At 59.2% G+C, this 19,204-nt stretch carries 19 protein-coding genes; 11 read left to right on the top strand and 8 right to left on the bottom strand.

Going from position 1 to position 19,204, the window contains the following annotated elements; genetic code table 11:
• Nucleotides 1-46: 46 nt before the first annotated feature.
• On the bottom strand, nucleotides 47-457 hold the full coding sequence (locus tag AO356_RS16915) for an HPF/RaiA family ribosome-associated protein (protein WP_060740719.1): 411 nt from the start codon (nucleotides 455-457) through the stop codon (nucleotides 47-49).
• A gap of 496 nt (nucleotides 458-953) precedes the next feature.
• Here AO356_RS16915 and AO356_RS16910 point away from each other — a divergent pair, with 496 nt between their 5' ends.
• Nucleotides 954-1,271, top strand: coding sequence for a DUF3509 domain-containing protein (locus AO356_RS16910; RefSeq protein ID WP_060740718.1), 318 nt, complete (start codon nucleotides 954-956; stop codon nucleotides 1,269-1,271).
• On the opposite strand, the gene AO356_RS16905 is transcribed toward AO356_RS16910, so the two are convergent.
• Entirely contained in the window at nucleotides 1,268-1,768 is a 501-nt protein-coding gene (locus AO356_RS16905; protein ID WP_053125067.1) for a phosphate-starvation-inducible protein PsiE, read from the bottom strand. The genes AO356_RS16910 and AO356_RS16905 overlap by 4 nt on opposite strands.
• Before the next feature lie 322 nt (nucleotides 1,769-2,090).
• Here AO356_RS16905 and AO356_RS16900 point away from each other — a divergent pair, with 322 nt between their 5' ends.
• On the top strand, nucleotides 2,091-2,351 hold the full coding sequence (locus tag AO356_RS16900; protein ID WP_003205410.1) for a YebG family protein: 261 nt from the start codon (nucleotides 2,091-2,093) through the stop codon (nucleotides 2,349-2,351).
• A gap of 74 nt (nucleotides 2,352-2,425) precedes the next feature.
• Here the strand turns inward: AO356_RS16900 and AO356_RS16895 are convergent, their stop codons facing one another.
• A complete protein-coding gene (locus AO356_RS16895) occupies nucleotides 2,426-3,817 on the bottom strand; it encodes a PLP-dependent aminotransferase family protein (protein WP_060740717.1) in 1,392 nt (463 codons plus the stop codon).
• A gap of 342 nt (nucleotides 3,818-4,159) precedes the next feature.
• Between AO356_RS16895 and AO356_RS16890 the strand changes: the two genes are divergently transcribed.
• From AO356_RS16890 to glyA, 5 genes are all read left to right on the top strand, one after another.
• Nucleotides 4,160-5,365 (top strand): benzoate/H(+) symporter BenE family transporter, encoded by a 1,206-nt coding sequence (locus AO356_RS16890; protein WP_060740716.1) that lies wholly within the window; start codon nucleotides 4,160-4,162, stop codon nucleotides 5,363-5,365.
• Nucleotides 5,362-6,534, top strand: a complete 1,173-nt coding sequence (locus AO356_RS16885; RefSeq protein ID WP_060740715.1) for an NAD(P)/FAD-dependent oxidoreductase — start codon at nucleotides 5,362-5,364, stop codon at nucleotides 6,532-6,534. The genes AO356_RS16890 and AO356_RS16885 overlap by 4 nt, the downstream gene beginning before the upstream one ends.
• Before the next feature lie 27 nt (nucleotides 6,535-6,561).
• Entirely contained in the window at nucleotides 6,562-6,993 is a 432-nt protein-coding gene (locus tag AO356_RS16880; RefSeq protein ID WP_060740714.1) for a Rid family detoxifying hydrolase, read from the top strand.
• A gap of 94 nt (nucleotides 6,994-7,087) precedes the next feature.
• Nucleotides 7,088-8,341: a threonine synthase gene (thrC, locus tag AO356_RS16875; protein WP_060740713.1), complete on the top strand. Its 1,254-nt coding sequence runs from the start codon at nucleotides 7,088-7,090 to the stop codon at nucleotides 8,339-8,341.
• Between the two features lie 12 nt (nucleotides 8,342-8,353).
• Nucleotides 8,354-9,592, top strand: coding sequence for a serine hydroxymethyltransferase (gene glyA / locus AO356_RS16870; protein WP_060740712.1), 1,239 nt, complete (start codon nucleotides 8,354-8,356; stop codon nucleotides 9,590-9,592).
• A gap of 138 nt (nucleotides 9,593-9,730) precedes the next feature.
• Here glyA and AO356_RS16865 read toward each other — a convergent pair whose 3' ends face one another.
• Nucleotides 9,731-10,750: a Glu/Leu/Phe/Val dehydrogenase family protein gene (locus tag AO356_RS16865; RefSeq protein ID WP_060740711.1), complete on the bottom strand. Its 1,020-nt coding sequence runs from the start codon at nucleotides 10,748-10,750 to the stop codon at nucleotides 9,731-9,733.
• 187 nt (nucleotides 10,751-10,937) lie between these two features.
• On the opposite strand from AO356_RS16865, the gene AO356_RS16860 reads away from it, so the two are divergent.
• A complete protein-coding gene (locus AO356_RS16860) occupies nucleotides 10,938-11,741 on the top strand; it encodes a SirB1 family protein (protein WP_060740710.1) in 804 nt (267 codons plus the stop codon).
• Between the two features lie 162 nt (nucleotides 11,742-11,903).
• Here the strand turns inward: AO356_RS16860 and maiA are convergent, their stop codons facing one another.
• Genes maiA through hmgA form a run of 3 tightly spaced genes read right to left on the bottom strand, consistent with a single transcriptional unit; the run spans nucleotide 11,904 to nucleotide 15,163 of the window.
• The gene (maiA, locus tag AO356_RS16855) at nucleotides 11,904-12,539 is read right to left on the bottom strand and encodes a maleylacetoacetate isomerase (RefSeq protein ID WP_060740709.1); all 636 of its coding nucleotides are present in this window, start codon (nucleotides 12,537-12,539) and stop codon (nucleotides 11,904-11,906) included.
• A 12-nt stretch (nucleotides 12,540-12,551) separates the two neighbouring features.
• Nucleotides 12,552-13,856, bottom strand: a complete 1,305-nt coding sequence (gene fahA / locus AO356_RS16850) for a fumarylacetoacetase (protein ID WP_060740708.1) — start codon at nucleotides 13,854-13,856, stop codon at nucleotides 12,552-12,554.
• A gap of 2 nt (nucleotides 13,857-13,858) precedes the next feature.
• Nucleotides 13,859-15,163: a homogentisate 1,2-dioxygenase gene (gene hmgA / locus AO356_RS16845; protein ID WP_060740707.1), complete on the bottom strand. Its 1,305-nt coding sequence runs from the start codon at nucleotides 15,161-15,163 to the stop codon at nucleotides 13,859-13,861.
• Nucleotides 15,164-15,315: 152 nt separating this feature from the next.
• On the opposite strand from hmgA, the gene AO356_RS16840 reads away from it, so the two are divergent.
• Complete coding sequence (locus AO356_RS16840; protein ID WP_060740706.1) at nucleotides 15,316-16,137, top strand: IclR family transcriptional regulator; 822 nt, start codon at nucleotides 15,316-15,318, stop codon at nucleotides 16,135-16,137.
• Here the strand turns inward: AO356_RS16840 and AO356_RS16835 are convergent.
• Entirely contained in the window at nucleotides 16,102-16,803 is a 702-nt protein-coding gene (locus tag AO356_RS16835; protein ID WP_060740705.1) for a hypothetical protein, read from the bottom strand. The two genes, AO356_RS16840 and AO356_RS16835, sit on opposite strands and share 36 nt — an antisense overlap.
• A gap of 558 nt (nucleotides 16,804-17,361) precedes the next feature.
• Between AO356_RS16835 and AO356_RS16830 the strand changes: the two genes are divergently transcribed.
• Both AO356_RS16830 and AO356_RS16825 read left to right on the top strand, forming a co-directional pair.
• Entirely contained in the window at nucleotides 17,362-18,114 is a 753-nt protein-coding gene (locus AO356_RS16830; protein WP_060740704.1) for a hypothetical protein, read from the top strand.
• A gap of 5 nt (nucleotides 18,115-18,119) precedes the next feature.
• Nucleotides 18,120-19,124, top strand: coding sequence for a hypothetical protein (locus tag AO356_RS16825; protein ID WP_060740703.1), 1,005 nt, complete (start codon nucleotides 18,120-18,122; stop codon nucleotides 19,122-19,124).
• Nucleotides 19,125-19,204 lie beyond the last annotated feature (80 nt).

The following is a 19,204-nucleotide window of genomic DNA, read 5'->3' as shown; positions in this document are numbered from 1 at the left end:
CCTGCGATTGCAGGCCCGTTCGGTGGGTGACTTTAAGCGATCAGGCTCAGCCGTTGAGTGCGGCCCGTTCGTTCTCCAGGAATTCTTCTTCCAATAGCGCATCGGCCAAGGCAACGGATTCGGTCGGTGTCGCAATGGCAGCGCGCTTGCCGCGCAGTTTGCCGAACAAGTGCTCCAAGGCGTTTTCAAGCTTGGTGGCCGCCCCCTCGATCGCCAGTTCCAGCGTATCGGCCTTGTGCGTCACGGAAATCGGCTGGTGGCCTTTAGGCCGCGCTTCAAGCTGGCAACGCAGGTCATGGGGACCGGGCTTGTCGCCGTTCTCGTCCCGCAAATGAACCTCGACCCGTGTCAGGTCTTCTTCATAACGTTCGAGCGTGCTTTCGATGGTAGTACGTACCCACTCCTCCAGTCGGATGCTGCTTTGAATATGGTTATCGCTGTTGACTTGGATTTGCATAGTTCATCCCTTATTTCAGCTAGCTCGCCGGGGGCCATCGACGTGAATGCAACGGCCCCTTGAATACAGAGTCGGGCTGGCGGAAGAACAATTCAACCCCTGGGAAAATATAAATATCCATTTGCAAATAAAGCCGGACAACGGGCAAAGGCACTGTTAAGGTCGGGAGTTGCCCCGCCCTGCCCACCCGCCGCAAATCGCCTCCCCTGCTGCACCGTCAACGAACATCCGCCCGTTATTGCCCCGAAACGGGCAGCCGCATTCCAGACCGTTCGGCGCTTGGGCGCCGGGATCATTGTCCGACGGTTTTTCCGGCATGCCACTTGCTAACTCCCTGTAGGCGCTGCCGCAGACTGCGACTTTCGGTTTGAAGCCTGCCCAGCCCTGGAAAATTCGAGATGAACACGATCATGGAATGGCCGATGGTCCAGTGTTGCGAACTAATCCCGATCACGGCCGGTCAACAACTGCACGTTCAATCAGGCGGTGACGCATCATGGACAACCCTTTTCAGATCATTACCGACGCTTTTGCGCCGCACTATCAAATCAACCTGAGTATCCAGGGCCTGGATGGCAGCATCATGCTGACCCTGTCCAAGAGCGGGCGCATCGTCGCCAAACGCATGATCAGCGCCCAGCAACGCAACGACCCGGAGCGGCTCAAGCGCCTGGTGCAAAGCATTCAGTTCGGCATCGCCATCGAGCAGGGCCACAGTGCCGTGGCCATCCTCGAAGCCATGACCGGCGGCGACAACATCAAGCTGCCACCACCGCATGCACAGGGGGCGGCACCTTCTGCCGCCGGCCTTTAAATCTCACCCTTCTCCACTTCGGCATGTTCGCTGGAGCCCGCGCCGACCTTGCGGTGCGGGTGCTCGATCTTCACCGAAGGGAACTGCGACGAAGCGTAGCGCACCACCAGGATCGAAAACGCCAGCAGCAGGATGCCACCGCACAGGTAGATGATCCCCAGGTCGGGCGGGCTGTGGTGGGAAACGTTGGAAATCAGCAACCGCGTCAGCGCGGTGATCGCCACGTAGATCAGAAACCGTACCGGCATATGGTTGGTCTTGAAGTAGATCCCGACCATCGCCCCCAATTCCAGGTAGATGAACAGCAGCAGGATGTCGTCGATCTTGATGTGCCCCGCCTCGAGCATCTGCAAGAACTCCATCACCGCCGCCCACGCGGTGACCGCACCGATGGCGAACAGCGCCAGGTAGTGGAAGGTCTCGACGAACAGGTTTCCCAGGGACTCGGCCAGTTGATGGACGTTCTGGCGCAGGTTCTCGGCCCAGTTTATTTTCACGATGTAGTTTCCTTAGGTCGGCTCGACCGGATGATGCGGATTGGACGTGACGGTTGTTCTGCATGCAGAAAAAAGGCCAGCGACTGAGGGTGAGATGGCGATAGGCTGGTATCCGGCACTTTTGGGCGCTTCATTCGGCCTTGTCGCGAGCAAGCTTTGCTCCCACACAAGCTTTGCTCACACACGCTTCGCTCTCACATGCCGAAATCGGTCTACATTAAAAAGCCACTATCCAAAGCAACAGGATTCGCTTATTCTTTTGCCTGTATATAAATACAGTAGTCGCAAAGACAAACCAATGTGAAGGCATGTGAGGTGGTGAATGGCCGTCGAAGTGGTATACCGCAGCAGCCGAGATCTGGAGCGCTTGTTCATGGATAAAGCCGAAGCTGACCGTCATGACAAAATGCTGGAGCTCGCCGAATTGCTGGCCGAAGTGTTGCAAAAAGCCGTTCCATCGCTGAGCGAGCAACAGGTCGAAGAAGCCGGGATCTACATGGCGAAGAATCGGGATGTGTTCGCCAAGGCTTTCAAGAGCCAGCCGGACGCCTTGTCCGAACTGCTCAACCCGTCGGACGAGTAACCCAAAAAGATCGCAGCCTTCGGCAGCTCCCACATGGAACAACCGTGTAGGAGCTGCCGAAGGCTGCGATCTTTTTAGTAATAACGACGCGGATCCGAATCGATCAGGCTCGCCAGCTTCGTCAAGGCGAAGCGCAGTTCGTCCTGACTGGTGGGCGACATCAACACCAACCGCACGCACCGGGTGGTACCTGAACGCTCAGCCTGGAACTGGGTGCCGCTGAGCACCAATACACCGTTGGCCCGGGCAAGCATGGTGAACTCGTCGCTGGTCCATGGCTCGGGCAGTGTCAACCAGACGTGATAGGAGTACGGCTGGGTCTTGAGCTCGAAATTGGCAAAAATTTCCCGGGCGATCGCTTGCCGCCCCGCCGCCTCGTTGCGCTGGATGCGGATCAGTTTCTTGTCCAGGCCTTCGGTAATCACATTGCTGGCCAGCTGCGCCGTCAACGGCGACGGCATCCAGACACTGCTGCGGACCATCGAAGTCAGGCGCGACAGCAATTTCGGCGGGCTGTAGATGTAACCGATGCGAAGCGCCGGCATGACCGATTTCGACAGGCTGGTCAGGTACACCGAACGATCCGGCGCAAAGGCCGACAACGGCTTGATCGACGGATCGGTAGCCAGGAAGCCATAGATGTCATCGTCCAGGATGATGAAATCGAATTCCTCGGCCAGCGCGGCAATCTGGGCCCGACGTTTCTGCGACATGATCGCCGCCGTCGGGTTCTGGCAGGTCGCCACGCACACCAGCATCGCCGGCTTCTCTCGCAGGCACAGTTCGCGCAAGGCTTCGGGGATGATGCCTTCGTCATCCATCGGCACGCCACGCAGGCGACGCTCGAGGCCGTGGGCCAGGGAAATGATGCCGGGATAGCACAGCGCCTCGCAGAGCACCAGGTCACCGGCGTTGGTCAGGGCGCTCATCGCAACCATCAAGCCATGCTGGGCCCCGGCGGTAATCACCACTTGCTGCCATTGCGCGTCGGGCAATGAATGACGCAACCATTGAGCCCCCGCCTCACGATGCGCCGGGTGACCGCCGTCCGGCGCGTAATCCAGCGCGCGCGCGAAATCGGTACTTTTGGCCATGCCCACCAGCGCGCCGCGCAACCAGTACTCCAGGGTCTCGCTGTAGGGCTTGATGATCGAAAGATCAAGCAGTTCGGATTGCCCCAGGTTCAACGGCGCAGCGGCGCTGTTGCTGGCCGGCAGTTCCAGCTGCTTCTGGTTGAGCACATAAGTGCCACGCCCCACTTCCCCCTGCACCAGCCGACGCCGATGGGCTTCGCTATAGGCCCGGCTGATGGTGCCCGGCGTGACATTCAAGGTAGTCGCCAGCTCCCGCAAGGTCGGCAAGCGATCACCCTCGTTCAGCACGCCGTTGTTGATATCGCGCGCCAACGCATCGGCAATCGACAAATACATCGGCTGGCTGAACTCGCTTAGCTGGGGAACCCACATGAATGATCACTGCCCATCGTAGAAATGATGAATATCCGAGCATATCACATGGAGGTTAGGCAACTAATAATTCGACACACCCGCCGAATTGAGTCGATTGATACGATTATTGAATCGTTAATCAATGGGACATGAAGAAATTTTTACAGCAAATAATATCAATATAAATCAAATAATTAACCACAAAAATCACTAAAAAAACCCCGCCATGGCAGAAAAATATCTCGTAACAATCCCGCCACCTATTGAATCAACTCAATTCATTCAAATACACTGATCTCGAATCGAAGCAATCGACTCAATCATCCACTGCGGGCTCCTGCCGCGCCAAGTCGAGACATCATGGACACATTCAGAAAGGATCTATCCCTGTCAGCGATCATCGCGGGTTTCATCGCCGTGATCATTTCCTACGCCGGCCCGCTCATCATCGTGTTCCAGGCAGCCAAGGAAGCCCACCTGCCCGATGACGTGGTGTCTTCGTGGATCTGGGCCATTTCCATCGGCAGCGGAATTACCGGCCTGCTCCTGAGCTGGCGCCTGCGTGTCCCCGTCATCACCGCGTGGTCGACACCGGGGGCGGCATTGCTGGTATCGATGCTGCCCACCGTGACCCTGCCCCAGGCCATCGGTGCCTATGTGGTGGCGTCGGTGATCATCGCCGTGGTCGGTTTGTCCGGGGCATTCGACAAACTGATGAGCCGCCTGCCCAAGGCCATTGCCGCCGCCATGCTCGCCGGCATCCTGTTCCGCTTCGGTGCCGAGCTGTTCACGTCGATCAAGCTGCAACCGGCGATGGTGCTGGCGATGATCGCGGCCTACCTGGTCTTCAAGCGTTTTTCACCACGCTACGCCATTCTGTCGGTGCTGATCATCGGCTGCGCGGTGGCTGCCTCGTTCGGTGAACTCAACAGCAACTCGATCACCATCGCCGTGGCCCATCCGGTCTTCATCGCACCGCAATGGAACTGGCACGCGATCATCAACATCGGCCTGCCACTGGCGCTGGTGACCTTGACCGGCCAGTACGTGCCCGGCATGGCTGTATTGCGCACCTCGGGCTACAACACGCCAGCGCGCTCGATCATTTCGGTCACCGCGATCGGCTCGGCCCTGATGGCCCCGTTCGGGTCCCACGGCCTTAACCTGGCGGCCATTACCGCAGCGATCTGCACCGGTCGAGAAGCCCACGAGGACCGCGACAAACGCTACATCGCCGGGATTGCCTGCGGAGTGTTCTACATCCTGATGGGCACCTTCGGCGCGACCCTGGCCTCGGTGTTTTCCGCACTGCCAAAGGAATTGATCGCCTCCCTCGCCGGCCTCGCCTTGTTTGGCGCGATCAGTGCCGGGCTGACCGGGGCCATGGCCGATGAGAAGCAGCGGGAAGCTGCGCTGATCACCTTCCTGGTGACGGCCTCGGGCATGAGCTTCCTCGGCCTGGCCGCCGCGTTCTGGGGGCTGATCTTTGGTCTCGTGGCGCACTTCGTGCTGACCTACACCCGGGAAAGCAAAGCCGCCGCTATCGCCGAGGGCAGCCGACCATGATCGCTCGTTACGACTTCATCGTGGTCGGTGGCGGCATCGCCGGCGTCTCAGCCGCTTATGAACTGGCGGGCCATGGCAGCGTCTGCCTGCTCGAACAGGAACAGCAACTGGCTTATCACACCACGGGGCGGTCGGCCGCGATCTCGATGGAAAGCTACGGCAACCAGCAGATCCGTTCGCTGACCTGTGCGTCCCGACGCTTTTTCGAGAACCCGCCCGAGGGTTTGGCCGAGCATCCGCTATGGGCGCCGCGGGGCGCACTGATCGTGGCCCAGGCGGCACGGGTGGACAAACTCAAAGCGCGTTTCAACGCCGTGCTGGAGCAAGTGCCCACGGCCGAGCTGCTCGACGACAAGCACGTGCAAGAGCTGGTCCCCTACCTCGCCGAAGGTGCCTGGAGCGCAGGGATCTACGAGCCCAGCGCCTTCGACCTGGATGTGCATGGCATTCATGGGGCTTACCTGAGTGGCCTGCGTGCCCGTGGTGGCGTGGTCAAGCGCGAGACCGAAGTGCTGCGTGGCGAATATCGTGACGGGCACTGGCGCTTGCACACCCGGGACGGCCAGTCCCTGCAAGCCGCCATCGTGGTCAACGCCGCGGGGGCCTGGGCCGATGAAATCGCTGAGCGCTGCGGCGTGCCCAAGGTCGGTGTCCGGCCGTTGCGGCGCACCGTGCTGGCGGTCGACCCGCAGTGCGACGTGCACCACACGCCCTACCTGGGCACGGTGGACGAGGACATTTTCATCAAGCCTGAAGCCGGGCGCCTGATCGTCTCCCCCTGCGATGAAAGCCCGTCGTTGCCCTGCGATGCATTGCCGGAAGAGCTTGACCTGGCCATCACCATGGATCGCCTGCAGAACACCACGCGCCTGCGCCCCCGCTCGATCATCAATAAATGGGCGGGGCTGCGCACCTTCGTCGCCGACCGCTCGCCGGTGCTTGGCCAGGACCCGCAGCAAGAGCGCTTTATCTGGCTCGCCGCCCTTGGTGGCTACGGCATCCAGGCCGCGCCCGCCATTGCACGCCTGTGCAGTCATGCGGCGCTGGGCATCGCCATGCCGGCCGACCTGGCGGCACTGCAACTCAACTACCAGCACTTTTCCCCGGCCCGCTGCCGCGACGAGGAATTTTCCAGCCTGGCCGTCAAGCAGGTTGCCGATTTGCACTAACCCATCCACTTAACAAGGAACGTCACCATGCAAACCACCGCTCAAATCCAGTCCGCCACCAAACCTTTCCTGGGCGAAGAGAACGTCATTTTCACCGACAAGGCGCCACTGCCACTGGGCACCTACTCCCAGGGCATCAAGGTCAGCCACGGGCAGACCATCTACCTGTCGGCACAGACCCCGGTCTCGGCGCTGAACAACGAAGTACTGGCCAAGGATTTCGAAGGCCAACTGCGCCAGACCCTCGACAACCTGGTGCAAATGGCCGAAGCGGCGGGCGGCACCCTGGCGAACGTGGTCAAGGTCACGGCGTTCATCACTGACTTGAGTGAGTTCCCGACCCTCAACCGCGTCATGGAAGAGTACTTCACCAAGCCCTATCCGGCCCGCACCACCGCCGGCGCCAGCGCGCTGGCCCGCAATACCCTGGTTGCCATCGACGCCATCATGGTGATCTGAAACACCTTCTGTCAGCAGAGTGCCCGTCGGTCCGGTGAGCCGGATCGACGTTGGCAAGGAAAGCACCAGCACAGCGTACTTTCAGAGGGTGACCATGAAAAATTCGTACAGAGAGTATGTATTGCAGTGCCTGGTTTGCGATCGAAGCTACCAGCCCCATGAGGTCAGCTACTACTGCCCTCATTGCAACATCGACGGTGCCCTGGACGCGCTTTACGATTACCCGACGCTCAAGCGCGAATGGTCCCGGGACAGCCTGGCCCATGACCACGCCCGTGGCATGTGGCGCTATGACCGCTTGATGCCGTTGAGCTCGACGCAGTTCATTCCACCGTTACTGGTGGGCAATACGCCGCTGTACTCGCGCCCGGAACTGCTCGGCAAAGGTGCCCGGATCAAAGTCTTCGTAAAAGACGAATCGCGGCAACCGACCGGGTCATTGAAGGATCGCGCCAGCGCCCTGGCCGTGGCCCACGCCATGCAGTCCGGTGCACGCACCGTGGCGGTGGCCAGCACCGGCAATGCCGCTTCGGCATTGGCCGGAATGAGCGCCAGCCTGGGCTTGCACAACGTCATTTACCTGCCCAAGAGCGCACCCCGCGAAAAGCTCGCGCAGATGCAAGGCTACGGCGCGGAGATCGTGCTGGTCGACGGGCAATACGACGAAGCTTTCGAACAATGCCTCAACGCTTGCGAAAAACATGGCTGGTACAACCGCACCACCGGGATCAACTCGTACATGAGCGAAGGCAAGAAGACCGTCGCCTTCGAGATGTGCGAACAACTCAACTGGCAGGTGCCGGACCTGGTGTTCGTGCCCGTCGGCAACGGCTGCATCCTGGGCTCGGTCTACAAAGGCTTTTTCGACTTGCTGCAATTGGGCTGGATCGAACGTATCCCACGCCTGATCGGCGTGCAGGCCGAGCACAGCAACTTCATGTACCGCGCCTGGCGCCACGACCGCTCGATGCAGCAAACCGAACGCCTGCCGCCCACCAGCCTGGCCAGCAGCATCAACGTGGCGCTGCCGCGTGATCGTCTCAAGGCCATGCGCGCGGTGACCGCCAGCGACGGCGAGTTCATTTGCGTCAGCGACCCGAGCATTGTCGCCGCCGCTTCCCGATTGGCCGCCAGCACCGGTGTGTTTCCGGAAGCCGGCGCCGCCAGCGCCTTCGCCGGCCTGCTCAAGTACGCAGAAACGCACCCCGACACACCGCAAACCGCCGTGATCCTGATCACCGGCAGCGGTTTGAAAGACACCTCCATTTTTCTATCCGATTCGTCCAAAAGCCAGCCACGGGTGTTGCCACATCACGTGACTGCGCCACCGGCCGAAGCGCTTATCTAAGGAATCCACACCATGAGCCTGCAAAATTTCGATCCCGCCATTGCCCGCCTGATCGACCGCGAGCGCAATCGCCAGGAAACCCACCTGGAGCTGATCGCTTCGGAAAACTACGTCAGCGAAGAAGTGCTCCAGGCCCAGGGCTCCGTGCTCACCAACAAGTACGCCGAAGGCTATCCGGGCAAGCGTTACTACGGCGGCTGCAAGGTCGTCGATGAGATCGAGAACCTGGCCATCGAACGCGCTCGCAAGTTGTTCAACTGCGAATACGTCAATGTGCAGCCGCACTCCGGCTCCCAGGCCAACCAGGCGGTTTTCCTGGCGGTACTTGAACCCGGCGACACGATCCTGGGCATGTCCCTGGCCCACGGCGGCCACCTGACCCACGGCGCCTCGGTCAATTTTTCCGGCAAGCTCTACCGGGCCTTTTCCTATGGCCTGGACACGGAAACCGAAACCCTCGACTACGAAGAAATGGAAGCCCTGGCCCGGGAACACCGGCCGAAAATGATCATCGCCGGGGCCTCGGCCTATTCGCGGACCCTCGACTTCCAGCGCTTTCGCAAGATCTGCGATGAAGTCGGCGCCTACCTGATGGTGGACATGGCGCACTACGCCGGGTTGATCGCTGCCGGCGTGTACCCCTCGCCGGTGGGCATCGCCGACTTCATCACCTCCACCACCCACAAAACCCTGCGCGGCCCCCGCGGCGGCTTGATCCTGGCCAAGGCGCAATACGCCGCCCTGCTCGACAAGACAATTTTCCCGGTGTACCAGGGCGGCCCGCTGATGCATGTCATTGCCGCCAAGGCCGTGGCCTTCAACGAAGCCCTGGGCGACGGGTTCAAGCATTACCAGCAGCGGGTGATCGACAACGCCCGGGTCATGGCCGATGTGCTGACCCGGCGCGGGTTGCGGGTGGTGTCCGGCGGTACCGACTGCCACATGTTCCTGCTCGATCTGCGCTCGATGAACATCACCGGCAAAGACGCCGAGGCGTTGCTGGAAAGCGCCCACATCACCCTGAACAAAAACGCGATCCCCAATGATCCGCAAAAACCGGCGGTCACCAGTGGCATTCGCATCGGCACCCCAGCGCTGACCACTCGTGGCTTTGGTGAAGCGGAATGTGCCGAAGTGGCGAATCTGATCGCCGACCTGCTGGAACAACCGGACAACGCCGCACGCCTGGATAACACCCGACGCCGGGTGATGCATTTGTGTGAATGCTTTCCGGTGTACCTGCTGAGGTAATTGCAGCTGTGGGAGCAAAGCTTGCTCGCGATGAACGATGACTCGGTTAGCCTGAACAATCGCGGCGTCTGCATCGCGGGCAAGCCTTGCTCCCACAGCTAGGCTGCTTCACTGCTACCCATTGCTTCCTTTTGATTTTCAGCGGTACAGCAGGCGCTCTGCCAACTCATCGGCCACCCGCGCCGGTGAGCGCTTCTCCGCCTGGGCGTGGGCGAAGACTTCCGTGAGCCGGGCGCCGATCTTCGACAAATGTGCGGTGATCGTCGACAGTTCTTCGCCGCGATGCTTCAGCGCGACATAGATCAACCCGCCGGAGTTGATCACGTAGTCCGGCGCATAAAGAATCCCGCGCCTTTCCAACTGGTCGGCCACCTGCAGGCTGCTCAACTGATTGTGGGCCGAGCCGGCAACGGCCGAGCAGCGCAGTTGCGCCACGCTGTGGCTGTTGAGCACCCCACCCAGGCCGCAGGGGGCGAGGATGTCGCAGGGGGTGCTGAGCAGGGCGTCGTTGGCGATCGGATGGGCGCCCAGTTGCTCCATGGCCAGTTGCACCTTGCCAGGGTCAATGTCGCTGACCAGCAGTTCGGCACCCGCCGCGTGCAGTTGTTCGGCCAGGGCATAACCGACATTGCCCAGGCCCTGGATCGCCACCCGCAGGCTTTCGAGGTTATCGCTGCCCAGGCGGGCCATGGCGGTGGCACGAATGCCGGCAAAAACGCCCATTGCCGCGTGGGGCGCGGGGTCTCCCGAGGCCGTGGTGCTGGTGACATGGCGGGTCTGCTGGGCGATGCAATCCATGTCGGCCACCGATGTGCCGCTGTCGATGGCCGTGATGTAGCGTCCGTCCAATTGCTCGATGCAACGACCAAAGGCTTCGAACAGCGCCGCCCGACTCTCGACATGGGCCGGACGCATGATCACCGCAACCCCGCCGCCCACGGGCAAGCCGGCCAGCGCCGCCTTGTAGCTCATGCCTTGAGCCAGGCGCACGGCGTCTGCCACGGCACTTTCGTCGTCGGGGTAGGCAAGATAACGACAGCCCCCCAGGGCTGGCCCGGGACGGCTGCAATGAATAGCAATCACCGCCTTCAACCCGGTCGTCGGGTCTACGCTTAGGTGCAGCGATTCAAGGCGGGAGCTTTGCATGAGAGCAAACATCGTAAGGCTCCCGAATCACTTTTGTTTGTTTCGCCAGTATAGGCGTGCAGTCGAAAATTGCTGGAGCACGCCGGAATAAGTCGCCAGGGCGGTCAGTCTTTTTCGGCATAACCTGTGACAGCGGCTGTTCGAGACTGGACGAAAATCCATGGCAGGGCTAAAACGGGAGCATAGCCCGGAGAGTTCGATGAAACCGCGCCAAGCCTTTTTTGACTGTCTGCACCGCTCACCACCGGCGCTGTTCGAAGCGGCGTTGTGGATCGCTGCCGAACATGATCGCGACGTCGACGTCCCGGCCTTGCTGAAGGATTTCAAGGAGCTGCAACAGCGGGTCAGCCATGGCCTGCCGATGCTGCCTGTCAGCGAGCTGGGCCAGCCCTTGTTGCGACGGCTCAATGACCTGGGTTTCGCCCAAGACGACTTCACTCCCCTGCGACCACGCGCGGCGTTGCTGGACCAAGTCCTGGCCCGCAAGCGCGGGCAGCCCCTGGCCCTCGGGTTGATTGCCCTGGAACTGGCCCGTGGCCTGGAAATTCCGATGGTCGGTGTCAATTTCCCCGGGCATTTCCTGTTGAAGGTGCCCGGCGCCGATCACCTGCTCGATCCGTGCGGTGGGCGCCGGTTGTACCCCAATGACTGCCGGGAACTGCTACAGCGCCAATACGGCGCGAACATGCTGCTCAAGGCGGAACACCTGGTCAACGCCGAGCCGATGCAGATGCTGCAGCGCCTGTCGCGCAACCTGCGCCAACTGCATCTGGCGAACGACGATTACATCGCGGCCCTGATCGACGCCGAACGGGTGCTGGAACTGGGCAACGCCAGCGCCGCCGATTACCTGGCCCGCGCCAGCCTGTATCAGCGACTCGATTGCCCCAACGCCGAACGCTTCGACCTGGAGCATGCCCTGATGCTCAGCGACGATCCGATCCAGCGAATCCGACTGACTGAGCGGCTGGGGCATTTGCCGCCGAATTCGGTGGTGCATTGAGCCGGTGGACTTTGTTCCGGAGCGATGACAGCCCTGTGGCGAGGGAGCTTGCTCCCGCTCGGTTGCGCAGCAACCGCCAAAAAGCTTGGGGCCGCTTCGCGTCCCAGCGGGAGCAAGCTCCCTCGCCATAAGATCACCTGGTCGTCAGACCCGTGTAAGCCCTCAGGGGGTATCCGGCTGCTTCGCCGGATGCGCCTGTTGGAACGCTGGATGCACAGCCGCCAATGCCGCCACGCGACGGATCCGTGGATACCCCTGCAAGGAAACATTGAACCGCTCGGCCGCATACAACTGCGGGATCAAGAACACATCCGCCAACCCCGGCAGCGCGCCGAAGCAGTAGCCGTCGTCGCCAATCAACTGCTCCACCGCCGCCAGGCCCTGGCTGATCCAATGCCCGATCCACTCTGTCACCTGCGCTTCATCGTGGCCCCACTGCCGCAGCTGGTTGAGCACGCTGACGTTGTGCAGGGGATGAATGTCGCAACCGATCAATGCGGCGACCCCACGCTCGTGGGCGCGCACCGCCAGGTCGGCGCTGAGCAGCGGCACCTGGGGATAACGCTCCTCCAGGTATTCGATGATGGCCGGCGATTGCACCAGCAACGCGCCCTCATCGGTACGCAGCGCCGGCACCCGGCCCTGGGGGTTGATCGCCAGGTAGGCCGGCTGGCGATGCTCGCCCCCAGGGGCAGCGATCAGGTTGACGGGCAAGGCCTGGTAATCCAGGCCCTTGAGCGCCAACGCAATGCGCACCCGATAGGACGAGGTGGAGCGGTAGTAGGTATAGAGTTCCATGCACTCCCCCCCTCAACGCGCCGGCAGGATCTTGCCCCGGCACTCGCCGAAACCGATGGAGGCGAAACCCTCGCGGCGGCAACGGGCCCGCAAGATGATTTCGTCACCGTCCTCGAGGAATCGGCGCACTTCGCCAGACGCCAGTTCGATCGGTTTCTTACCGCCCTCGGTGATTTCCAGCAGGCTGCCGAATTGATGGTTTTCAGGCCCCGACAAGGTGCCCGAGCCAAACAGGTCGCCGGCCTGCAACTGGCAGCCGTTGACGCTGTGGTGCGCGACCATTTGCGCCACGGTCCAGTACATGTACCGGGTGTTGCTCAGGGTCAGGCGCTGGGCCGGCAGGTTCTGCTCGACCATGGCCTCGGTCAGCAACAGGACTTCCAGTTCGATGTCGAAGGCACCGCCGGCCTGGTCCCGCGTGTCCAGCAGATACGGCAGCGGTTGCGGATCGCCTTCCGGACGGGCCGGTTGCGGGCGGCGGAACGGTTCCAGGGCCTCGGCCGTGACCACCCATGGCGAAATGCTGGTCAGGAAACTCTTCGACAGAAACGGCCCCAGGGGCTGGTATTCCCAGGCCTGGATATCCCGGGCCGACCAGTCGTTGAGCAGGCAGAACCCGCCAATGTGCTCGGCGGCATCGCCAATGGGGATCGGTTCGCCCAGCGCATTGCCCTTGCCGATCCAGATGCCCAGCTCCAGCTCATAGTCCAGCCGCGCACACGGGCCGAAGGTCGGTTCGGTCTGGCCCGCCGGCAGGGTCTGGCCCCTGGGACGGCGCACGTCGGTGCCGGACGGGCGAATGGTCGAAGCGCGACCGTGGTAACCGATGGGCACGTATTTGTAGTTGGGCAGCAATGGATTGTCGGGGCGAAACAGCTTGCCGACATTCTGCGCGTGTTCGATACCCACGTAGAAATCGGTGTAATCGTTGATCCTGGCCGGCAGGTGCATCTGGCAGTCGGCGGCGAGGAGCAGCAGCTTCGCCTCCAGCGCTTCGACCTTGCCGCGCAACGGACTGTCTTCGCGCAACAGTTCCAGCAGTCGTTCACGCAGGGCAACCCGGGCGCTGCGGCCCAGGTCGAAAAAACCATTCAACTGGCCGCCGGCCATGGCTTCGACGGCTTGTTGCGCCGCGCCATCAAACAAGCCCGCTTGCAGCGCCACCTGCAGATCGAAAATCCGCTCGCCAATCGCCACGCCGCAGCGCAAGGCACCGCCATCGACGCTGAAGACACCCAATGGCAGGTTCTGCAACGGGAAGTCGGCGTGGCCGTTGGCACTGGCGACCCAGCTACGGTCAGGGGAACTTTGAGTCATGGTTATCTCCGGGTCGGGTCGAACGTGACAGGCAGCGAGGCCCAACAAGCATCGTAGTCGGTTTGCAGTTGCGGGCAGTCCAGGGCGAAACGGCTTGGGCGCAAGACCTGGCTGGTCTCGAACATGAAGGCCATGGTGTTGTCGATTTTCGCCGGCTGAAGATCAGCGTTGATCGCCTTGGTGCAGGTCTCGCCGTCCGGGCCATGGGCGCTCATGCAACTGTGCAAGGACGTACCGCCCGGCAGGAAACCTTCGGCCTTGGCATCGTAGGCGCCCTGGATCAGGCCCATGAATTCGTTCATCAGGTTGCGGTGGAACCACGGCGGACGGAAGGTGTTTTCCGCCACCATCCAACGGGGCGGGAAAATCACGAAATCGAGGTTGGCCAAGCCGTGGACGCTGGTGGGCGAGGTCAGCACGGTGAAAATCGACGGATCCGGGTGATCGAAGCTGACCGTGCCAATCGTGTTGAAACGGCGCAGGTCATACTTGTACGGCACGTTGTTGCCGTGCCAGGCCACCACGTCAAGAGGCGAATGATCCAGCTCGCAACCCCACAGTTCACCGAGGAATTTCTGCACCAGGGTGGTCGGTTGCGCGAGGTTCTCGTAACGGGCGACCGGCGTCAGGAAGTCCCGCGGGTTCGCCAGGCCGTTGCTGCCGATGGGCCCCAGGTCCGGCAGGCGCAGCGGCGCGCCATGGTTTTCGGCGAGGTAACCCCGGGCCTGCGGGTCGAGCAGTTCAACGCGAAATTTCAGGCCCCGGGGCAGCACGGCGATTTCCAGCGGCGCCAGTTCCAGTACGCCCAGTTCGGTGGCGATCCGCAGCCGTCCCAGTTGCGGCACGATCAACCACTCACCGTCGGCATTGAAAAACACCCGCTCCATGGAGCGGTTGGCCCGGTAGTGATAAAGGCTGACGCCGGCTGGCTTGTCCGCGCCGGCATTGGCCGCCATGCACACCAGCCCGTCGAGGAAATCGGTGGGCTCGGCGGGAATGTCCAGCGGGTTCCAGCGCAGGCGATTGGGCGTGACCTCACCCAGCGGGCCACCCGCCAATTGCCGTTCGAGCCTGGTGAAGGCCGGGTGATTGGCCGACGGCCGGATGCGATACATCCAGGTACGCCGCGCTTCGCTACGGGCCATGGTGAACGCCGTGCCAGAAAACAACTCGGCGTAGAGACCGTACGGGGCTTTCTGCGGGGAGTTCTGGCCGATGGGCAAGGCGCCGGGCAAGGCTTCGCTGGCAAATTCGTTGCCCAAGCCTGACTGGTAAGCCAGGTCCGACATGGTGGAATCGAGGTTCATGGAGCCTCCTGGGACTGCGGCCTGTCACTCAATGGAGTGGTTGAGGCGCACCGGGTTATTTTTATCGTAATTCAATTACGCATAACGTAATTTGCTCGACGGCGACCGTCAAGCTATAAAGACGCCCATTCGCCTCTGGACCCTGCGCCTCCATGGAAACCCCGCTCAGCAACGGTAAACAGAAAGTCCGCTCGGCCGAAGTCGGCACCGACATTCTCAAGGCCCTGGCCGAACTCTCCCCCTCCACGTCCCTGTCGCGCCTGGCCGAGCACGTGCAGATGCCGGCGAGCAAGGTCCATCGCTACTTGCAGGCCTTGATCGCCAGCGGGTTCGCCGAGCAGAACACCGCCACCAACCACTACGGCCTGGGCCGCGAGGCCCTGCGCGTGGGCCTGGCCGCGTTGAACGGCATGGACGTGCTGCAAGTGGCCGCCCTGCCCCTGGCCGAGTTGCGCGATGACTTGAACGAAACCTGCTTCCTGGCGGTGTGGGGCAACCATGGCGCGACCGTGGTGCGTATCGAACCCGCCGTGCGGGCCGTGACCGTGGTGACGCAACTGGGCTCGGTGTTGCCGCTGCTCAGCTCGTCCACGGGGCTGGTGTTCAGCGCCTATCTGCCAGCGCGCGAGACGATCGGCCTGCGCGAGCAGGAAGTGCGAGACACCGAGCACCACGCCCTGGCCGATGATCGCGCCTATGCCACCCTGTGCGAGCAGATTCGCCGCCGTGGCCTGCACCATGTGCACGGTTTGCTGATGCCGGGCGTGGACGCCTTGTCCGCCCCGGTCTTCAATGCGGTCGGCGAAGTAAAGGCTGTGATGACCGTCGTCGGCCCGACCTCGCTGTTCCACGCCGACGAAAACGGCCCGGCGGCGCAACGACTGTTGGCGGCGACCCGGGCCGTGAGTTGGCGGATGGGGTATGAGGCGGGTCCAGGATCAGCCCAGGAAATCCGGGACAATCCTGATCACTAGATCATTGAGATGCGGGATGATCAGTTGCGGATGGAGGTGGCGCTCTTCGCCGCTGAAGCCGACGGTATAAATGCCTTGCTGGCTGCCCTTCGAATGGAAGGGAATCACATCGTTCTTGAAATGACCCAGTAGATACTCAACCAGCCTCTCGGAAGACAACACCATGCGCCTGCCGAGGCCATGGTCAATAAAACTGGTCACATACACGCCCTCTGGATAGATGTTGGGTGCATGAACTTTCAAAGCCCCATGAACATCCTCGGCGGTCAATGGCCTGAGGGGGCGCGGGGATAAATCGATTGCAGGTTTTTCCGTCAAACTTGCAACGATGTCTATGACGATTTTTTCAAAGGCGATCAAGTCCAGGGTCTTTAGCCGATCTTCGGCAGCAAAGGAATAACGCCTGCTGAACACATTACTGATTCCTTGTGTATAGGTTGGCAGACTTTGCTTTTCAACCCAGGCCAGCGTTTCCTCGAATAACGTTCGAGAAATTCCTGTTTCGAGTTTGGGGAAGTCCATCAACGTGTTCACATAGGCCGTGAATGGGTTGACGTCCAATGGCTCCAGGTAATGATCCAATAGCACCTGCACGGCAAAATCCACGCGCGTGTTTTTCAGTGCTAGCAGTCTTTCGGAGTGAGAAGAAAACAACGGGGTATTCATAAGACATCCTTGTCATTTCATGGGCTCGAACTTCCTGTTCAAGCCGTTATGGGGGGTGCGCGATGCAACAACATGGCATCCGGTCAACTGAAGCGGCAACTTGAGAGTTGAACTTCAGTCAGGCCGTTATACACAGACCAGCGCCCGACTGTAAAAAAGGCAAGTGTAAGCGTGCGTTAGGGATGGTCTGAAGTAGCCATGTATTCTGGCTGCCTTCAGCCTCCGCCGATTTAAAAAATGGTGAGTCGATCAAAAACTACTGTTGGTCGAGTTGTGCGCATTGATCAGCCTAGCGAACTGACGCAGAATCGTGGTCTCGTACAGCGCCTCTTCCATCGCTGGGTCTGGCTCATCGGAAAACTCGGCGGGTGGCGTCAGGCTATTCTGCCAAATGCAGGACGCCTTCTTCAGAGTTTTCTAAAGGATTTTTTGTTCCACTTAAAAATTGGCGTAACTATGAAGAGCGGAGTAGGATTCACCCATACAGCGTCAACTGCACAAAATCAATAAATCAAACAACACTAATAGCAAAGATTAAAACATAGCCAAAAGGAACCCATGAATAAAATATTTCTGACATCAACGCTACTATTTTCACTAAGCGCACTTGGCCAAGAGCTCCCTCTAGACACGTCAATCAAAGACCTCCCCCCCTCCTTGGCAATTAAAGTCAACAAGGAAATACAGCTAGAAGTTTTTCGCGATAAATATAATGTGTATCGCCACACAATAGAAAGCTCATCCACAGACCCCAGAGGCTTTATTATTAGCTGCGACCACCTGCAGCGCCTCAAAGAAAATACAACCTTACTGCACATCTCAAACGTACAACAATCAGTACTACCCATGCTAAATAATGCCAACGAAAGATGGAATGAATACTACCTTGATTTTTACTTCTCTTCTGACGAAATCCCCAAGAGTGATAATTGCGTTTTACAAATCTCTTCCAAAAGGGAACTACCGCCCTCTACCGTAGGCGAGGCGCTGAATTATACCGATGGTTATTTTTCTTTTATCGACAGCGATCCATATGCCGACCTTGATGATGAAACCGCACAACAAATCATCTTGAAGAAAATTGCCAATCTAATCGAAAACAACTCATACAAAGAGTCACTCCTGTATTTTTCCATGCTTGAGCGCCGTCAACAGGATCTGCCCGAGGACTTTTACTATTACTATGCCAAATCACTGAAAATGTCTGGCGAGTCAAAAAAAGCAATGATCTACCTTAAGAAATACCTCGCAAAATACGGCAAGACAGGAAAGTATTATGAACGGACCACTCAACTAATATCCGAGATGTAGCAACTATGTTGATGCATAAATATTCCACTTCACTTTTAGCGGCTATCGTGCTGACCACACACGTTCAGATAGCCAGCGCCGCAACCCCTGTGTATGGAGAGGCTCAGATAGTTGGAGAAAAAGATCTCAACTTAGCGAGAAGGAATGCCGCATACCCTAGCCAAAGCGCCATCGAGAACGCCATAAGCTCATACGGATGTGTGAAAATCGCCACTGAAAAACAGGCCCCAGACTGCAAACAGAACCGCAGAGGCTATTGGTTCTGTAAAGGTGTCACATACGCTTGGTGCGCAACAAATGAATCAACAAAAGAACTAAAGCAACCCGCCACTAAAGTTTCTTTAGCAGATCAAATCAAGGAAGCAGATGAAAACTCCGAAGAGACCACTGCGAAATCCGCACAGAAAAAAAGCTTAGCCGAACATTTCAAAGAAGTGGAACAGAGCGATGCTGACCGCTCAGCAGCTTTAGAACGTAAGTTTGAAAAGCTAGACGCCGCAACCTCTGAAGAGACACCTCAACCGAGCTTCACCAAACTCAATAAACTTAACCCTAGCGAGATCGGCACGAAACCAGAGTCCAGAGAATGGAACAGCATAGGGGAAGCAATTGTTCAGGGAGAGATTCAAAAAAAAGAGAACGAACAATTGGCCAAAGATAAACAAACAAAATCCGAACATGACAAAGCCAAAACAACCGAAGCCCGAAACGACTGCATTAACTTAAAATCTCAACAAGATCAATGCATTATCAACTTGTGCGGCCAAGAAATCACAACAAAAAAAATATGCACTGAATTCAGCAAAAAATACAACCCATCCAACAACACTCCAAAAAAAGGAGAGGCGAGCATAATCATCCCACAAATAAGCACCTGTATAAAATATGAAGAAAACCCAAATTTTCAAGAGCGCGAAAAGTGCCTATCAACAATAAAAAACACTTCAAGCTGTGGCATTGACAAAATCACCGACATTGACAGTTGCATCTCCAAACGCATCAAAAACTAACTTAGACCTATAACAACCTCCTATACAAAAAAGAGCAAGGCGAGAGCAGCTATTATCCTAGCCAACGCTTACAACCCAAC

This window comes from Pseudomonas fluorescens, from assembly GCF_001307275.1.
Taxonomy (GTDB): Bacteria; Pseudomonadota; Gammaproteobacteria; order Pseudomonadales; family Pseudomonadaceae; genus Aquipseudomonas; species Aquipseudomonas fluorescens_AA.
The sequence above is the reverse complement of the archived record's forward strand: the minus strand, read 5'-3'. Positions and strand labels throughout refer to the sequence as shown.